At 65.5% G+C, this 16239-nt stretch carries 17 protein-coding genes and 1 pseudogene; 9 read left to right on the top strand and 9 right to left on the bottom strand.

All coding sequences use genetic code 11. The features are described 5' to 3' along the window. Positions 1-53 precede the first annotated feature (53 nt). Genes hslU through hslV form a run of 4 tightly spaced genes read right to left on the bottom strand, consistent with a single transcriptional unit; the run spans position 54 to position 3085 of the window. Entirely contained in the window at positions 54-1358 is a 1305-nt protein-coding gene (gene hslU / locus ABIB99_RS20940) for an ATP-dependent protease ATPase subunit HslU (protein ID WP_028150162.1), read from the bottom strand. A gap of 49 nt (positions 1359-1407) precedes the next feature. Then, the gene (locus tag ABIB99_RS20935) at positions 1408-2025 is read right to left on the bottom strand and encodes a DUF2585 domain-containing protein (RefSeq protein ID WP_354177384.1); all 618 of its coding nucleotides are present in this window, start codon (positions 2023-2025) and stop codon (positions 1408-1410) included. Further along, entirely contained in the window at positions 2022-2507 is a 486-nt protein-coding gene (locus tag ABIB99_RS20930) for a GNAT family N-acetyltransferase (protein WP_354177382.1), read from the bottom strand. The genes ABIB99_RS20935 and ABIB99_RS20930 overlap by 4 nt, the downstream gene beginning before the upstream one ends. A gap of 17 nt (positions 2508-2524) precedes the next feature. Then, a complete protein-coding gene (hslV, locus tag ABIB99_RS20925; RefSeq protein WP_028150159.1) occupies positions 2525-3085 on the bottom strand; it encodes an ATP-dependent protease subunit HslV in 561 nt (186 codons plus the stop codon). Between the two features lie 190 nt (positions 3086-3275). Between hslV and hisB the strand changes: the two genes are divergently transcribed. The 7 genes from hisB to coaA all read left to right on the top strand — a co-directional run bounded on the left by hisB (position 3276) and on the right by coaA (position 8012). After that, positions 3276-3869 (top strand): imidazoleglycerol-phosphate dehydratase HisB, encoded by a 594-nt coding sequence (hisB, locus tag ABIB99_RS20920; protein ID WP_028150158.1) that lies wholly within the window; start codon positions 3276-3278, stop codon positions 3867-3869. A gap of 65 nt (positions 3870-3934) precedes the next feature. After that, positions 3935-4465 (top strand): DUF2628 domain-containing protein, encoded by a 531-nt coding sequence (locus ABIB99_RS20915; protein WP_028150157.1) that lies wholly within the window; start codon positions 3935-3937, stop codon positions 4463-4465. Further along, a complete protein-coding gene (gene hisH / locus ABIB99_RS20910; protein WP_028150156.1) occupies positions 4462-5112 on the top strand; it encodes an imidazole glycerol phosphate synthase subunit HisH in 651 nt (216 codons plus the stop codon). Before ABIB99_RS20915 ends, hisH begins: the two co-directional genes overlap by 4 nt. Next, positions 5109-5846 (top strand): 1-(5-phosphoribosyl)-5-[(5-phosphoribosylamino)methylideneamino]imidazole-4-carboxamide isomerase, encoded by a 738-nt coding sequence (gene hisA, locus ABIB99_RS20905; RefSeq protein ID WP_354177381.1) that lies wholly within the window; start codon positions 5109-5111, stop codon positions 5844-5846. Before hisH ends, hisA begins: the two co-directional genes overlap by 4 nt. A gap of 10 nt (positions 5847-5856) precedes the next feature. Beyond that, on the top strand, positions 5857-6630 hold the full coding sequence (hisF, locus tag ABIB99_RS20900) for an imidazole glycerol phosphate synthase subunit HisF (RefSeq protein WP_063980266.1): 774 nt from the start codon (positions 5857-5859) through the stop codon (positions 6628-6630). 79 nt (positions 6631-6709) lie between these two features. Then, a complete protein-coding gene (locus ABIB99_RS20895) occupies positions 6710-7030 on the top strand; it encodes a phosphoribosyl-ATP diphosphatase (protein ID WP_028150153.1) in 321 nt (106 codons plus the stop codon). 25 nt (positions 7031-7055) lie between these two features. Continuing rightward, positions 7056-8012, top strand: a complete 957-nt coding sequence (gene coaA / locus ABIB99_RS20890) for a type I pantothenate kinase (protein WP_028150152.1) — start codon at positions 7056-7058, stop codon at positions 8010-8012. Between the two features lie 286 nt (positions 8013-8298). Here the strand turns inward: coaA and ABIB99_RS20885 are convergent, their stop codons facing one another. The 3 genes and pseudogenes from ABIB99_RS20885 to ABIB99_RS20875 all read right to left on the bottom strand — a co-directional run bounded on the left by ABIB99_RS20885 (position 8299) and on the right by ABIB99_RS20875 (position 12773). Then, the gene (locus tag ABIB99_RS20885; RefSeq protein ID WP_354177379.1) at positions 8299-10533 is read right to left on the bottom strand and encodes an ATP-binding protein; all 2235 of its coding nucleotides are present in this window, start codon (positions 10531-10533) and stop codon (positions 8299-8301) included. A 119-nt stretch (positions 10534-10652) separates the two neighbouring features. Beyond that, positions 10653-11126: a hypothetical protein gene (locus ABIB99_RS20880; protein ID WP_085404962.1), complete on the bottom strand. Its 474-nt coding sequence runs from the start codon at positions 11124-11126 to the stop codon at positions 10653-10655. A 109-nt stretch (positions 11127-11235) separates the two neighbouring features. Continuing rightward, positions 11236-12773, bottom strand: a pseudogene (locus ABIB99_RS20875) (YifB family Mg chelatase-like AAA ATPase). Between the two features lie 230 nt (positions 12774-13003). On the opposite strand from ABIB99_RS20875, the gene ABIB99_RS20870 reads away from it, so the two are divergent. Continuing rightward, positions 13004-13249 carry a PilZ domain-containing protein gene (locus ABIB99_RS20870; RefSeq protein ID WP_027534981.1) on the top strand — a complete coding sequence of 82 codons (246 nt, stop codon included), beginning with the start codon at positions 13004-13006 and terminating at the stop codon, positions 13247-13249. 79 nt (positions 13250-13328) lie between these two features. Continuing rightward, on the top strand, positions 13329-14102 hold the full coding sequence (locus ABIB99_RS20865; protein WP_085404965.1) for a tetratricopeptide repeat protein: 774 nt from the start codon (positions 13329-13331) through the stop codon (positions 14100-14102). A gap of 80 nt (positions 14103-14182) precedes the next feature. On the opposite strand, the gene ABIB99_RS20860 is transcribed toward ABIB99_RS20865, so the two are convergent. After that, complete coding sequence (locus ABIB99_RS20860) at positions 14183-15475, bottom strand: CpaE/TadZ family protein (protein WP_354077161.1); 1293 nt, start codon at positions 15473-15475, stop codon at positions 14183-14185. After that, complete coding sequence (locus ABIB99_RS20855) at positions 15472-16206, bottom strand: CpaD family pilus assembly protein (RefSeq protein ID WP_354177376.1); 735 nt, start codon at positions 16204-16206, stop codon at positions 15472-15474. Before ABIB99_RS20855 ends, ABIB99_RS20860 begins: the two co-directional genes overlap by 4 nt. Positions 16207-16239 lie beyond the last annotated feature (33 nt).

Below are 16239 nucleotides of genomic sequence, written 5' to 3'. Positions count from 1 at the left end.
GGTCCCCGTTTTCGCGGGGACGACGGCGGGATAGATAGCTGACCGCAGCCGAATTACAAAATGAACCGGCTCAAATCCGCGTTCTTGGCGAGGTCGCCGACGTGCTTCTGCACGAAATCCGCATCGACCTTGACGGTCTCGCCGCTCCGGTCGGGGGCGGTGAAGGAGATTTCGTCCAGCACCCGTTCCATCACGGTCTGGAGCCGCCGCGCGCCGATGTTCTCGACCGTCGAATTGACGGCGACCGCGACGTCGGCGAGCGCGTCGACGGCGTCGGCGGTGATGTCGAGCGTCACGCCCTCGGTCTGCAGCAACGCGATATATTGCTTGATCAGCGAGGCCTCGGGCTCGGTCAGGATGCGGCGCATGTCGTCGCGGGTCAGGGCCTGCAGTTCGACTCGGATCGGCAGGCGGCCCTGCAGTTCGGGCAAGAGGTCGGACGGCTTCGCGACGTGGAAGGCGCCGGACGCGATGAACAGGATGTGATCGGTCTTCACCGCGCCGTGCTTGGTCGAGACCGTGGTGCCTTCGATCAACGGCAACAGGTCACGCTGCACGCCCTCGCGCGAGACGTCGCCGCCGACCCGGCCGTCGCGTGCGCAGATCTTGTCGATCTCGTCCAGGAACACGATGCCGTTGTTCTCGACCGCGCTGATCGCTTCCAGCGTGAGCTGGTCGGTATCCAGCAGCTTGTCGGATTCCTCATTGACGAGGATCTCGTGCGAGTTCTCCACCGTCAGGCGCCGCGTCTTGCTGCGGCCACCCAGCTTGCCGAAGATGTCGCCGAGCGACACCGCGCCCATCTGCGCGCCAGGCATGCCCGGGATCTCGAACATCGGCATGCCGCCGCCCGAGGACTGCGTCTCGATCTCGATTTCCTTGTCGTTGAGCTCGCCGGCGCGCAGCTTCTTGCGGAACGATTCGCGCGTTGCCTGGCTGGAATTGGCGCCGACCAGCGCGTCGAGCACGCGCTCCTCGGCGGCGAGCTGCGCGCGTGCCTGCACGTCCTTGCGCTTGCGCTCACGCACCTGGGCGATCGCGACTTCGACGAGATCGCGCACGATCTGCTCGACGTCGCGGCCGACATAGCCGACCTCGGTGAATTTCGTCGCTTCCACCTTCAGGAACGGCGCGTTCGCGAGCTTGGCGAGCCGTCGCGCGATCTCCGTCTTGCCGACGCCGGTGGGGCCGATCATCAAGATGTTCTTCGGGAGTACCTCTTCGCGCAAGGAGCCGGAGAGCTGCTGCCGGCGCCAGCGGTTGCGCAGCGCGATCGAGACCGCGCGCTTGGCATCGGCCTGGCCGACGATGAAACGGTCGAGTTCGGAGACGATTTCGCGGGGAGAGAAGTCTGTCATGGGACCTTAGCTAGGATCAGATGCGGGTCGGGACAAGCCGCATTTTACGTCAGATGATGGGCGGGCCCGATTGCCACTGTTTCACGGCGTCGATCGGATGGATCAGCATCAGGATATTGAGCGTCAGATTGTCGCGAATGTGAAGCGCGAGCATGATCTCGAAGGCGAGCCCGAGCAGGACGGTCACCGAGACTGGCAGCACGCGCGCGGCGAGGAACCCCAGCATCATGGCCAGATTGTCAGAAATCGAATTGACGATGCTGTCGCCGAAATAATCCAGCGAGATCGTGCCGGCACGGTAGCGTTCGATGATGAAGGGCGAGTTCTCGACGATCTCCCAGGCGCCTTCGATCAGCATGGCGACGATCAGCCGTGCCGGCCAGGACAGTTGCAGGAAGGGCAGGCGCGCGAACAGCAGCCAGGTCAAGCCGTAGAACAGGAAGCCATGCAGGATGTGAGAGAAGGTGTACCAGTCCGTGATGTGCTGCGAATTTTCGGAGCTGTTCACCACGCCATGCCAGAGCTTTACATAGCCGCAGGTGCAGATCGGCACCCGCCCCATCGCGAACAGGATCGAGGCCTGCAGCGCCAGCAGCAGCAGTGCGATGCCGACCCAGGCGAATGGCGGTACGGCGACCTTGCTCTCGTGCGTGCTCGTCAGCGTCACGGCTCGCGCACCATCAGCAGCGCCGTCCCGTCCGGCGTCTCGACCATGCGGTCGCGGACGAAGCCGGCCTTCTCATAGGCGCGCACGGCACGAGCGTTGAGCGGATCGGGATCGGTGACGATGCGTGGCAGGCCCTGCCGCAACTGGCCGTCGACGAACTGGCGGATGAACGCGGAGCCGTGGCCGCGCGCGATCATGTCGCTTTCGCCGATGAACTGGTCGATCCCACGGGTGCCCTCCGGTTGCGGCCCAAAGCCGGTATTCCAGGCTGTCAGGCGATAGCATTGAAGATAGCCGAACGGGTGGGTGCCAGCCAACACGATGAACTGGTCCATCGCCGGCTCATCGAGATCGCCGCTCACGAGCGCAAACTGCTCGTCCGGATCGCCCCACCATTCCCGCACATGCGCCTCGCCCAGCCACCGTCGGATCAGCGGCAAATCGGCCGTGCTCATCGGGCGGAAGGTATAGGCGGGCGCCATGTCCTGTTCGGTCTGGCCTAGCCGGTCGCCAGGCTTTCGATGGTCAGATTGCGGTTGGTGTAGACGCAGATGTCGGCGGCGATATCGAGGGAGCGGCGGACGATGGTCTCGGCATCCTTGTCGGTGTCGATCAGGGCCCGCGCGGCGGCCAGGGCGTAATTGCCGCCGGAGCCGATCGCCATGACCCCGGCCTCGGGCTCCAGCACGTCGCCGGTGCCTGTCAGGACCAGGGAGACGTCCTTGTCGGCCACGATCATCATGGCCTCCAGGCGGCGCAGATAGCGGTCGGTCCGCCAGTCCTTGGCGAGCTCCACCGCAGCCCGGGTCAGCTGCCCCGGATACTGCTCGAGCTTGGATTCGAGCCGCTCGAAGAGCGTGAAGGCGTCAGCCGTGGCGCCGGCAAAGCCGCCGATGACGTCGCCCTTGCCGAGTTTTCGCACCTTCTTGGCGTTGGACTTGATCACGGTCTGGCCGATCGAGACCTGGCCGTCGCCGCCGATCACCACCTTGCCGCCCTTGCGGACCGTCAAAATCGTGGTGCCGTGCCAGCCCGGTGCGCTGTTCTGGGAGTCCTGCATCAAATACCTCGTTGTCGGACCTGATTTAGGCGGTCGGGACCGACCGTACAACGGGCCGCTCCGGGCCCATTTCGCTCACCATAGGCAGAAGTAGAGGCCCGGCCAGCCGTTCCCGCAGTAGCGAAGGCGTCATTTGACTGTTAAAAGACCGCCGTTTTCGGTCCAAAACCAGAATGGAAACCGCTTTTCAATGCGCACCGCGACGATCAAGCGCAAGACCAAGGAAACCGACATCGAGGTCACCGTGAACCTCGATGGCACCGGCGTGTCCAATATCGCGACCGGCATCGGCTTTTTCGACCATATGCTCGATCTCCTCGCCCGCCATTCCCGCATCGACCTCACGGTCAAGGCGGTCGGCGATTTGCACATTGATCATCACCATACCACCGAAGACACCGGCATCGCGCTCGGCCAGGCGGTCAAGCAGGCGCTCGGCAACATGGCGGGCATCACCCGCTATGCCGGCGTGCACATGCCCATGGACGAGACGCTGTCGCGCGTGGTCATCGACATCTCGGGCCGCCCGTTCCTGGTGTTCAAGGCCGACTTCCCCCGCGACAAGATCGGCGAGTTCGATACCGAGCTGGTGCGCGAGTGGTTCCAGGCCTTCGCCATGAACGCCGGCGTGACTCTCCACGTCGAGACCCTATATGGCGATAACAGCCACCACATCGCCGAGTCCTGCTTCAAGGGCCTGGCGCGGGCGCTGCGCACTGCCGTCGCGATCGATCCGAAGGCCGTGGGCGAAATCCCGTCCACCAAGGGCTCGCTCGGCGGCTGACGTCTTTCGGCCGGCGGCACGCGCCGCTTGCGGTATCACTGAATTCCTAGGAACGGGGCATCACCATGCCTGTCTACACAGTTCATGCTCCCTCCCCTGCCGGAGCCGATCTGCGCGCGACTGACAAGTTCGTCTTCGTGCGCGACGGTTTTCATTTCTGGGCGATGGTTCTCGGCCCGTTCTGGCTGCTCTGGAACAGGCTCTGGCTGGCGCTGATCGGCTGGGTGATTTTCCTGGCTGCATTCGATGCAGGGCTGCATAGCCTCGGCGTTGGCCGCAGCTCGATCTTCTTGGCCAATATGATCATCGCGGTGCTGATGGGTTTCGAGGCCTCGAGCCTGCGCCGCTGGACGCTGTCGCGCGGCAAGTGGCGCCAGCTCGACGTCGTCATCTCCGACGACGAGGACACCGCCGAGCGGCGTTTCTTCGAGCGCTGGAGCCAGAAGCAGCGTGGCATCGTCAACGATCAATGGGCCGTCGATCGCGGCGGCCCGCCGCCAACCCGCAACGTGCCGGGTCAGCAATTCTCAAATCCGCCACCGCTGCCGTCGGGCGGCATCATTGGATTATTTCCAGAACCGGGAGGGTCAAGATGAGCGTCGCGATCATCGATTACGGTTCAGGCAATCTGCATTCCGCCGCCAAGGCATTCGAGCGCGCCGCGCGCAGCCTGGAGATTCCGCAAAAGGTCTTCGTCACCAGCGATCCGGATCAGGCCTACGGCGCCGACCGTCTGGTGCTGCCCGGTGTCGGCGCCTTCGCCGATTGCCGGCGCGGGCTCGATGCCGTCAACGGCATGGTCGAGGCGATCACCGAAGCGGTGCGCGTCAAGGCACGGCCCTTCTTTGGTATTTGCGTCGGCATGCAGCTGATGGCGAGCCGCGGCAAGGAACACGTCATCACCGAGGGCCTGAACTGGGTCGGCGGCGACGTCGAGAAGATCATGCCGCGCGACGAGAGCCTGAAGATCCCGCACATGGGCTGGAACACGCTCGACCTGCTGCGCGAGCATCCGGTGCTGGACAGGCTGCCGCTCGGCCCCAAGGGGCAGCACGCCTATTTCGTGCACTCCTACCACCTCAACGCCGCCAACGAGGCGGACGTGCTCGCGCGCGCCGATTACGGTGGACCCGTCACCGCGATCGTCGCGAAGGACACCGCCATCGGCACCCAATTCCACCCCGAGAAGAGCCAGCGTTTCGGCTTGGCCCTGATCTCGAACTTTTTGCGATGGAAGCCGTGATTCTCTTTCCCGCGATCGACCTCAAGAACGGCCAGTGCGTGCGCCTCGAGCAAGGCGACATGGCGCGCGCGACCGTGTTCAACCTCAATCCCGCAGCGCAGGCGCAGAGCTTTGTCGAACAGGGTTTTGAGTATCTCCACGTCGTCGATCTCGACGGCGCCTTCGCCGGCAAGCCGGTCAATGCGCAGGCGGTCGAGGCGATGCTCAAGACGATCAAGATCCCGGTGCAGCTCGGCGGCGGCATTCGCGATCTCGCGACCGTCGAAGCCTGGCTCGACAAGGGCATCACCCGCGTCATCATCGGCACCGCCGCGGTGCGCGACCCCGAATTGGTGAAGGCGGCTGCAAAAAAATTCCCCGGCCGCGTCGCGGTCGGGCTCGATGCCCGCGACGGCAAGGTCGCCGTCGAAGGCTGGGCCGAGACCTCCCAGGTGACGGTGCTGGAGATCGCAAAGCGTTTCGAGGATGCCGGCGTCGCCGCCATCATCTTCACCGACATCGCGCGCGACGGCTTGCTTAAAGGCTTGAATCTCGATGCGACCATCGCGCTGGCAGATGCGATCTCGATTCCCGTGATCGCCTCCGGCGGCCTCGCCTCGATCGAGGACGTCAAGGCGATGCTGACGCCGCGCGCCGAGAAGCTCGCCGGCGCGATCGCCGGCCGCGCGCTTTACGATGGCCGGCTCGATCCCGCTGATGCCCTCACCTTGATCCGCAACGCGCGCACCGCCTAGGAGCTGACACATGTTCAAGGTGCGCGTGATCCCCTGCCTCGACGTCAAGGACGGCCGGGTCGTCAAGGGCGTCAACTTCGTCGACCTGCGCGATGCCGGCGATCCCGTCGAAGCCGCGATCGCCTATGACGCCGCCGGTGCCGACGAGCTCACCTTCCTCGACATCACCGCGACCCATGAGAACCGCGGCATCATGCTGGACGTGGTCCGGCGCACGGCGGAGGCCTGCTTCATGCCCGTGACCGTCGGTGGCGGCGTGCGCAAGGTGGACGATATCAAGACGCTGCTGCGCGCCGGCGCCGACAAGGTCTCGATCAACAGCGCCGCGGTGTCGCGGCGCGAATTCGTCAAGGAAGCCGCGGAAAAGTTCGGCGAACAATGCGTGGTGGTCGCGATCGACGCCAAGCGGGTCAAGCGTCCGGGCGGCGACCGCTGGGAGATCTTCACCCATGGTGGCCGCAACTCGACCGGCATCGATGCCATCGAATATGCCCAGGAAGTGGTCTCGCTCGGTGCTGGTGAAATCCTGCTCACCTCCATGGACCGCGACGGCACCCGGCAGGGCTTCGACATCCCGCTGACCCGGGCGATCGCCGACAGCGTTCCCGTTCCCGTGATAGCCTCGGGCGGCGTCGGCAATCTCGATCATCTCGTCGACGGTATCCGCAACGGCCACGCCACAGCTGTGCTGGCCGCCTCGATCTTCCATTTCGGGGAATTCACCATTCGCGAAGCCAAGGAGCACATGGCCCGTCGCGGACTGGCCATGCGCCTCGATGCCTGACGACTCCCGATCATAAAAATGCTACATAGGCCTACGGGGAATGGCCTCCGTGGCCTTGTGTGTTGTTCGAGTAATTCCGATGTCGCGTTTCACGATCCACGATCTGGCCGACACCATCGACGCCCGCGCGGCGGCCGGCGGCGAGGCGTCCTATACCCGTAAGCTCCTGGACAAGGGCGCCGAGCATTGCGCCAAGAAGTTCGGCGAGGAGGCAGTCGAAACCGTAATCGCAGCAGTCGAAAACGATCGCGCGCATCTGATCGCTGAAAGTGCCGACCTGCTCTATCACTTCCTTGTGCTGCTCAAGGCCCGCGGCGTAAAGCTGGAGGAGGTCGAGGCCGCGCTGGACAAGCGGACGAATATGTCCGGATTGGAAGAAAAGGCGTCCCGCAAGGGTTAGTAGATCCCAACGGAAAGGTCGCGTCATGGATATCCGCGCACCCGAGCAGCAGTATAATCCGTACCGCGTCTATACGCGCGAGCAGTGGTCGCGACTGCGCGACGACACGCCGATGACGCTGGAGCCCGGCGAGTTCGACCGGCTGCGCTCGCTGCACGATCGCCTGGACTTGCAGGAGGTCGAGGACATCTACCTGCCGCTGTCGCGCCTCTTGTCGATCTATGTCGATGCGATGCAGCGCCTGTACTACGCAGAGCGCCAGTTTCTCAACATCCGCGACCGCAAGATGCCCTACATCATCGGCGTCGCTGGTTCGGTCGCGGTCGGAAAATCCACCACGGCCCGCGTGCTTCAGGCACTGCTGGCGCGCTGGTCGCCGCGTCCGAAGGTCGAACTGATCACCACCGACGGATTTCTGTATCCCAACGCCGTGCTGGAGCGGCAGGGCATCATGCAGAAGAAGGGTTTTCCGGAGAGCTACGACCTGCCGCTGCTGCTCAGCTTCCTCTCCGACATCAAGGCCGGCCGCCGCCACGTGCGCGCGCCGGTCTATTCGCATCTGACCTACGACATCGTGCCGAACCAGTGGGCCGAGATCGACCAGCCGGACATCCTGATCGTCGAGGGCGTCAACGTGCTGCAAACCGGCAAGCTGCCGCGCGACGGCAAGGCGGTGCCCGTCGTCTCCGACTTCTTCGACTTTTCGGTCTATATCGACGCCGACGAGGCGGCGCTGCGGCAATGGTACATCAAGCGCTTCCTGGCGCTGCGCGACACCGCGTTCACCAATCCAAAATCCTACTTCAACCGCTACGCGCTGTTGTCGGACGAGGAAGCCACCGCCACCGCCATCGCGATCTGGGAACGCACCAACCTCGCCAATCTCGAGGACAACATCCTGCCGACCCGCCCCCGCGCGACGCTGATCCTGAAGAAGGGCGCCGACCACACCGTGGCAAGCGTGGCGCTGCGACGGCTATAGGCCGCGGTGCCGTGGTGTCGTAGGGTGGGCAAAGGCGCGCCCTTTGCGCGCTGTGCCCACCATCCATCGGCACTCTCGGACATAATGGTGGGCACGCGGAGCCTGTCATCGGGCGCGCATTCGCGCGACCCGTTGGCTTTGCCCACCCTACGGCATCGGTGTTTGGCGCACGCCTGCAGCCACATCGTCATTGCGAGCGCAGCGAAGCAATCCAGACTCTTTCCGCGGAGGGATTCTGGATTGCTTCGTCGCAGGGGCTCCTCGCAAAGACGGAGGAGAGACCTTCCTACACCATCAGATGCCGCGCCGCCGCCAGCCCGGCCAGCGCCTCGTCCAGCTTGTCGCGGTCGAGCGGCTTGATCAGAAATCCGTTCATGCCCGCCTCGAAACAGGCATAGCGATCCTCCACCAGCGTATTGGCGGTGAGCGCGAGGATCGGCGTGTGGTGGCCGCCTTTGGCCGCCTCATGCGTGCGGATGCGTTTTGTCGCCTCGATGCCGTCGAGTTGCGGCATCTGGATATCCATCAGCACGAGATCGTAGGGCGTGCCGGCGGATGACGCGGCGAGCCAGGATTCCAGCGCCGCCTCGCCATGAACGGCGATGACGACGCGGTGGCCGAGCTTGGTCAGCAGCGAGCGCATCAGCAGCGCGTTGATCTCGTTGTCTTCGGCGACGAGGATCGACAGGCCCTTTGCCGCTACGACGCCGGCGGGGGAGGCGGCCGGCGGCTCCGGCGCCAGTTCGGGCGAGGCGACCTCCGGCGTCAGCGCGAGACGCGCCGCGAGCGAAGCCGCGCGCAGCGGCTTGATCAGGAAGCCGGTGAAGGAAGCTGAAAATTTCTCGTGACGCGAGCTCGACGTCAGCAGCACCAGCCGCTGCGTCGCATGCTTGCGCGCGACCTCGCCGAGATGGTCGGCGATGGCGGCGCCGATCGCACGATCGACCAGCACCGCATGCCATGAGCGCTCCGGCAGCAGCGCCTCTGCGACGGCTCCATCCGAGACGAGGCAGATCTGTCCGCCCCAGCGCTCCAGCCGCCGCGCGATCAGCGAGGCCTCGATGCCGTCGGCGATCAGGAGGATCGACTTGCCGGTGAGGTCAGGGCTTGGGAACGCCGTCTGTCCCGCGCCGGATTGCGATGGCGCAAGCGGAATCGCGACCTCGAAGGTCGAGCCCTTGCCCGGCTCGCTCTCCAGGGTGATGCGGCCGCCCATGCGCTTGACGATGCGCTCGCTGATGGCAAGGCCGAGCCCGGTGCCGCCATAGGTGCGGGCGACGCGCTCGTCGGCCTGCTCGAACTCGCGGAAGATGCGCGTTCGCGCCTCGGGGGCGATGCCGATGCCGGTGTCGCGCACCAGAAAACTGATCTCGTTCGGCCAGATGCCGGGTTCGACGATCAGCGCGACACCGCCGGTCGCGGTGAACTTGATGGCGTTGCCGGCGAGGTTGAGCAGCACCTGGCGCAACCGCGCGGCATCGCCGACGACCTCGAGCGGCAGGCGCTCGTCGACATAGGCGGCGATCTCGAGCGTCTTTGCCTGCGCGCGCGGCGCGAGCAGCTCGGTGATCTCCTCGATCATGGTCGAGAGCGCGAACGGCCGCTGGTCGAGATCGAGCTTGCCGGCCTCGATCTTGGAATAGTCGAGCAGCTCCTCGATCAGCGCCATCAGCGCCTCGCCGGAGGTTTTCACCGCCCTGGCATAGGTCGTCTGCTCCGGCGTCAGCGTGGTGTCGAGCAACAGGCCGCCCATGCCGATGATGCCGTTGAGCGGCGTGCGGATCTCATGCGAGGCCATCGCCAGGAAGCGCGACTTAGCGCGGTTGGCGGCATCGGCCTGGTCGCGCGCGTCCGACAGCGCGCGCTCGGTCTCGGTGCGGTCGGTGACGTCGCGTCCGACGCTCTGCAATTCGGCGGGCTGGCCGGCATCGAGACGGACATAGCCCTCGCGCCAGGCGATCCAGCGCGCGCCGTGCGGGGTGGTGATCCTCCGGTCGTGAATGCGCGTGCCGTTGCTTTCGCGGGCGCTGTTGCCCTGCTCGAGGATGTCGAAATCGAAACGCGTGCCGATCAGCACGCTGCGTGCCTGTGCTGCGAGCGCGCAATAGGCGGCGTTGGCGAAGGTGATGCGGCCTTGGTGGTCGCGCAGCACGATCAGGTCACCCTGCTGTTCGAACAGGCTGCGCGCGCGCTCTTCCGCTTCCTTCAGTTCCCAATTGCGATCGATCAGCGTCTCGTTGTGGGCGGCCAGCTTACGCATCCGCTTGTTGACGAAGCGCAGCCGCATGCTGAGCGTGGCGAGGCCGAGGCAGGCGAGCGCGAACAGGAAGCTCGCGCCGACCGCAAACGTATTGGGATCGTAGCCGGAGTTCTCGGAGCGGCTGCCGGAGACGAAGCCATAGGCGCCGCCGAACGTCGCCGAGAAAATCATGAAGGAGCGGATCGCGAACGCGATGCGGGGATGCTGTCGCCTGAAGCGGCGCATGCGCACCTTGATCCGGAACGTCCGATCCATCGCCATCGACCCCGACTCTTGCTTCGAAACCCCGCGCCGCCAATTGCGACGATGTCTGGCCGACCTTGCGAACAGCTTGAGGCTTTGGTTCGGCCTCCAAACAGGGTTGACGAGGTGTTAACGCTTCAGAGCGAGGCGGCCTGGAGCGGGAGCGGGCGGTGGCCGCCATTGGCGCCGACGATCAGCGCCGCGGCCTCGCGCTGCGAAAACGTCTTCGAGCGCACATAGATGCGGTAATCGGCTGGCCCGTCGGTGGACAGGTAAATCACCGGGCCGCCGTCGACCGGCTCCGTGGCAATCGTGACGAGGCGCGTCGCCGGATTGGCCTGACAGGAATCCGTTTCGGAGCCGAGACCGTCGTCCACGACCGCGAAGTCCGCCGCGTCCGGATCGTCGGTGATCTGAACCCGCACCGTGGCCCGCGACAGATCGTCGGTGAAGGCGACATGGACGCCGGCCGTCCAGAACAGGGATGTCAGCTCGACTGAAGTCTCGCCCAGCGCGATGCAGGGATGCGAGACCGATCCGATCTCGCCGCGGGCGAACACCGCGGCCGCCAGCAGGGGAACAACCGAGGCCAGGATCTTGAAACGCAACATGACACTCTACTCGCCCGGCCCTGTGTGGACTCGTACTGGGAACGCGTGGGCCTTATGGTTTGCAGAGCGTAAAGGAAACTCGTTACCGCCGGGTTGATGCGCGGAAGGATCAGGCCATCTGCCGCACATCCTCCGCGAGTGCGCGGTAGGACAGCGCCTCGGCGAGATGCAGCCGGCCGATCTTCTCGGCGCCGTCGAGATCGGCGAGCGTGCGCGCCACCCGCAGCACGCGGTGATAGCCGCGAGCCGACAGCCGCATGGTCTCGGCGGCGTCGCGCAGTAATTTGGCGCCTTGCGCATCCGGCTTGGCGACGTCCTCCAACACCGAGGCCGGCGCCTCGGCATTGGTGCGAACATGCGGCAGGCCCGCATCCGCGTAACGCGCGAGCTGGATGTCGCGCGCGGCTGCCACGCGCGCGGCGACTTCCACCGAGCCTTCCGCCGCCGGCGGCAGGATCAGATCGGCTGCGGTCACCGCGGGAACCTCGATGCGCAAATCGATGCGGTCCATCAGCGGACCGGAGATGCGCGCCTGGTAGTCGCCGGTGCAGCGATCGATGCGGCCGCGCTTGCAGGCATAGCCGGGCTCGAACGCATGGCCGCAGCGGCACGGATTCATCGCCGCGACCAGCATGAAGCGCGCCGGATAAGTCACGCGATGATTGGCGCGGGAGACGGAGACCTCGCCGTTCTCCAGCGGCTGGCGCAGCGAATCCAGCACGCGCGGATCGAATTCGGGCAACTCGTCGAGGAACAGCACGCCCTGATGCGCAAGCGAGATCTCGCCGGGTTTTGCGCGGATGCCGCCGCCGGTGAGCGCGGCCATGCTGGCGGAATGATGCGGCGAGCGGAACGGCCGCCGCGCGGTCAGCGCGCCGCCTCGATCTCGCCGGCAACGGAGGCGATCATGGAGACTTCGAGCAGTTCGCCCGGCGACAGCGGCGGCAGGATCGAGGGCAGGCGCGCCGCCAGCATCGACTTGCCGGCACCGGGCGCGCCGATCATGAGCAGGTGATGTCCGCCGGCGGCCGCGATCTCCAGCGCGCGCTTGGCGCTCTCCTGACCCTTGATGTCGCGCAGGTCGAGCGGGGAGGCGGCGACCTCGTGTACGCGCGGCGTGGGCCGCGACAGCACCTGCGTGCCCTTGAAATGGTTGGCGATTTGGATCAGCGATTGCGCCGCGATGATCTGGATGTCCGGGCTCGCCCACGCCGCTTCCGAGCCGCAGGCTGCCGGACAGATCAAGCCTTCCTCGCGCAAATTGGCGCCGATCGCGGCGGGAAGCACGCCGGCCACCGGCGCGATCGAGCCGTCGAGACCGAGTTCGCCGAGAACGGTAAAACCGGTCAGCGCATCCGGCGGGATCGCGCCGATCGCAGCCATCAGCCCGAGCGCGATTGGCAGGTCGTAATGGCTGCCCTCCTTGGGCAGGTCGGCAGGCGCCAGATTGACGATGATCCGCCGCGCCGGCAGCGCCAGCCCCGAGGCAATCAGCGCCGAGCGGACGCGCTCCCGTGCCTCCGACACCGCCTTGTCGGGTAGGCCGACGATCGCAAACGCCGGCAGGCCGGGCGCGACCTGCACCTGCACGTCGACCGCGCGGGCCTCTATCCCCTCAAAGGCGACGGTAGAAACCCGCTGAACCATGCTCGAACCAGCCTGCCCTCTCGCACAATTAGGGGTAGCAGAGCCCGATCTTTCTTTCTTGCAAGAACAATACGAGAACAGTCCGAGGGCCCGGAAAACCCTAACCGGTCGTAAACATCACGCAGACACTACGCCTCGAATGCGAGCGGCTCTCATCAGCACATCCCAACGAATGTTCGCTACTCCTAGAGCTGCGGGATGGGCCGTGATCTAACGGGTGAACAATTCAAATGCTTGCAAATCGCCGCAGAAGCGAACGACGGGTGTGCACTCGGCTCGCCAAGATTCACTTTGGCGCGGGCTCGCTGCCGAGGGATTGCACGATCACGGATATCTCGGATGGGGGCGTGAAAGTGGTGGCGGAGTTTCTGGAAGTGCCGCCGCAATTCACCATCATCTTCGCGCCCGATTATTCCCGCCAATGCCGCCTGCGCTGGCGCATCGGCTGCGAATTCGGCGCCGAGTTCACCGATTGAGCCGGACGGGCCAGGTTCCTTAACTGGACTTTAGGGTTAATCGGTAAGCATCGCTGATCAGTCGCCGAGTGATCAGAGTATGCCCAAGCGTTCGTCCCTTGCCTCTCCGCCGGCGAGATTCCTGCTTTCCGCGCTCGTGATGCTTGCCCTCGGCGGCTGCCAGACCACGAGTCTGGAGGACATCACCGGCGCGCTCGGTGGCAAGTCGGAAACCGCTGGCAGGGCCGACCCGAAGCCGGACATGGACGCGCTTCGCGAGCGCTATCGCGCCAAGCCTTCCGATCCCAACGTCGCGCTCGAATATGGCATGGCGCTGCGCGAGACCGGCCAGCGCGCCCAGGCCGTTGCGGTGATGGAGCAGGCCGTGCTCGCCCATCCCAGCAACAAGGCGCTGCTCGCCGGCTACGGCCGCGCGCTCGCCGACAGCGGCAATTTCCAGCAGGCTTTCGATGTGCTCAGCCGCGCGCATACGCCTGAGGATCCCGACTGGCGCATCCTGTCGGCGCAAGGCGCGGCGCTCGATCAGCTCGGTCGCAACGAAGAGGCGCAGCAATACTATTCGGCAGCGCTGAAGATCGTGCCCGAGGAGCCGCAGGTTCTGTCCAATCTCGGCCTGTCCTACATGCTCCAGAACAATCTGCCGCGGGCCGAGGAAACGCTGCGCCGCGCCTATGAGCGCAATCGCGCCGATTCCCGCGTGCGCGCCAATCTGGCGCTCGTCGTGGGACTGCAGGGAAAGCAGGCCGAGGCCGAGACCATCGTGAAGGCCGACCTGCCGCCGGATCAGGCCGCGGCAAAGGTCACTGCGCTGCGGCAGTTGCTGGCGAAAAAGCAGCAGCGGGCAGACAAATAGCCCGCCCTCGTCCGGATTCTTCTTTTACGTGTTGTCCTGGCGCGAACCGGTATCCACTTCGCGCGAAAACGCTTTCGCCCTTACGACACCTTGCGATGCGGGGCTGACCCGCGACCCGCCCTGCCCTTGAGCCTCTTCAGGAGCGGCCCGAGCAGCGAGCGCTTCGGCTTCTTCACCTCGCCACGCCCGGCGAGGCGGTTCGCCATGTTCTGGAACAGAAGGGTGGTGCGGTGGTTCTTGGAGACCTCTGCGATCATCTGGCCGTTATTGGCCGCGGTCGAGAACAGTTTCGAGTCGAACGGGATCGCCGCGATCGGCTGGCTCTCCATGGTCTTGGCGAACGCCTTGACGTCGATCTCCGCGCGCTTGTGCATGCCGACCTGGTTGATGCAGTACAGCGGCGGCCGGTCGTTGGGCCGTGCCGCCTTGAGCACGCTCAGCATGTTCCTGGTGTTGCGCAAATTGGCCAGATCGGGTTCGGCCACGATCACGATGTCGTCGGCATTGACGAGCGCACGGCGCGTCCAGCCCGACCATTGGTGGGGAACGTCGAGCACGATGCAGGGCGTGGTCATGCGCAGCGTGTCGAAGATCGCATCAAAAGCTTCGGCGCCGAAATCGTAGACGCGGTCGAGCGTTGCGGGCGCCGCGAGGAGGCTGAGGCGCTCGGTGCATTTGGCAAGCAGGCGCTCCATCAGCGCCGTGTCCGGCCGGTCCTGCGAGAGCACCGCGTTGGCGATGCCCTGCGCCGGGTCCTGGTTGTAGTCGAGGCCGGCGGTGCCGAAGGCGAGGTCAAGATCGATCACGACGGAATCGAGCGCGAGGTCGCGCGCGATGGTCCAGGCCACGTTGTGCGCGACCGTGGACGCACCGACGCCGCCCTTGGCGCCGACCACCGCGATGACGCGGCCGGTGATGATGGCTTCCGACGCTGAGAACAGGCTGCAGATCGAGCGGACGACGTCGAGGGTTTCGACCGGTCCCACCACGTAGTCGTTGACGCCGCGGCGGACCAGCTCGCGATAGGGCGCGGTGTCGTTAGGGTTGCCGATCACGACCACGCGGGTGCCGGGATCGCAGACGCCGGCGAGATCGTCGAGGCCCTCGAGGATATCGCGTGTGCCGTCGGATTCGATCACGATGACGTTCGGCGTCGGCATCGTGTCATAGACTTCGATGGCCGCGGCAAGGCCGCCGCCCTTGGCGGTGAGATGCGCCTTGGCGAGACGGCGATCCTGCCCGGCCGCGGTGATCGCGGCGAGCGTCTGTTCGGTCTCGCAAAAGGCCTGCACCGAGATGCGAGGAACCGGCGCAATGTGGTCCTCGGGGTGCCGCGGGTCGTCCGCTTCTTCGTCGTCGTGAAGACTTGTCATTTGCCGGTGTCGCTGAGTTTGGCCTTTTCGGCCTCGGGATACATGGTCGTGGTCGCCATGCCCTTGCGGTAGCGCTCGAAGGCGATCTCGCGCCGTGCGGTGTAGGCAGGCGTCTCCGCCCTCGGCTGCTCGAGGTCGGCGGGGTTGTCGATCATGGCCGCGAGGTTGCGCTGGCTGGCGCAGCCCAGATTGAAGTACGGCCGGTTCTCGTTGTAGCCGGGGTCGAGGATGTTCGGACCGACGTCTTCCGGCCACAGCCCGCAGGGGCCGGCGACCGCGGCGATCTTCGAATAGCTCAGGCGGATGGTCGGCAGCAGGCCGGGATCCTCGGGGCGATAGGGATGCTGGACGATGGCGCGCGACGGCACGCCGCCGGATGTGAGCACCGACCGGATTTCGTGATAGGTCGCCGCCGCGGCGCGTGAATTCGCAGCGTCGCTCGGCACGTCGACGACCACTGAACCGGTGCCTTCGCGCACCCAGTCCCTGGCAATGCCCGCGACGTCCGCGTGCTGCGCGGTGGAGAGGCCCCCGCGCGCCTTGCCGACGAAGATCACGATCGACTTCTTGGCTTCCTGCACCGCGATCGGGTGGCGCTGGCGATAGTCGGTCGGCACCGTCTGGGTGACGATGTCACCGGTGGTGTTGCAGGCGCCGAGCATGACGGAAAGCCCCGTCAGCGCCAGCGCGATCCGCAGGTTGCGACGTCGATCGGCAATCGTCTTCGTCATCGCTTTGTCCCCTCTTGCCCCGTTTCTTGTCCC

Origin of the sequence: Bradyrhizobium sp. LA6.1, from assembly GCF_040547805.1 — a bacterium.
GTDB lineage: Bacteria > Pseudomonadota > Alphaproteobacteria > Rhizobiales > Xanthobacteraceae > Bradyrhizobium > Bradyrhizobium barranii.
This window is presented reverse-complemented; position numbering and strand designations above follow the sequence as displayed.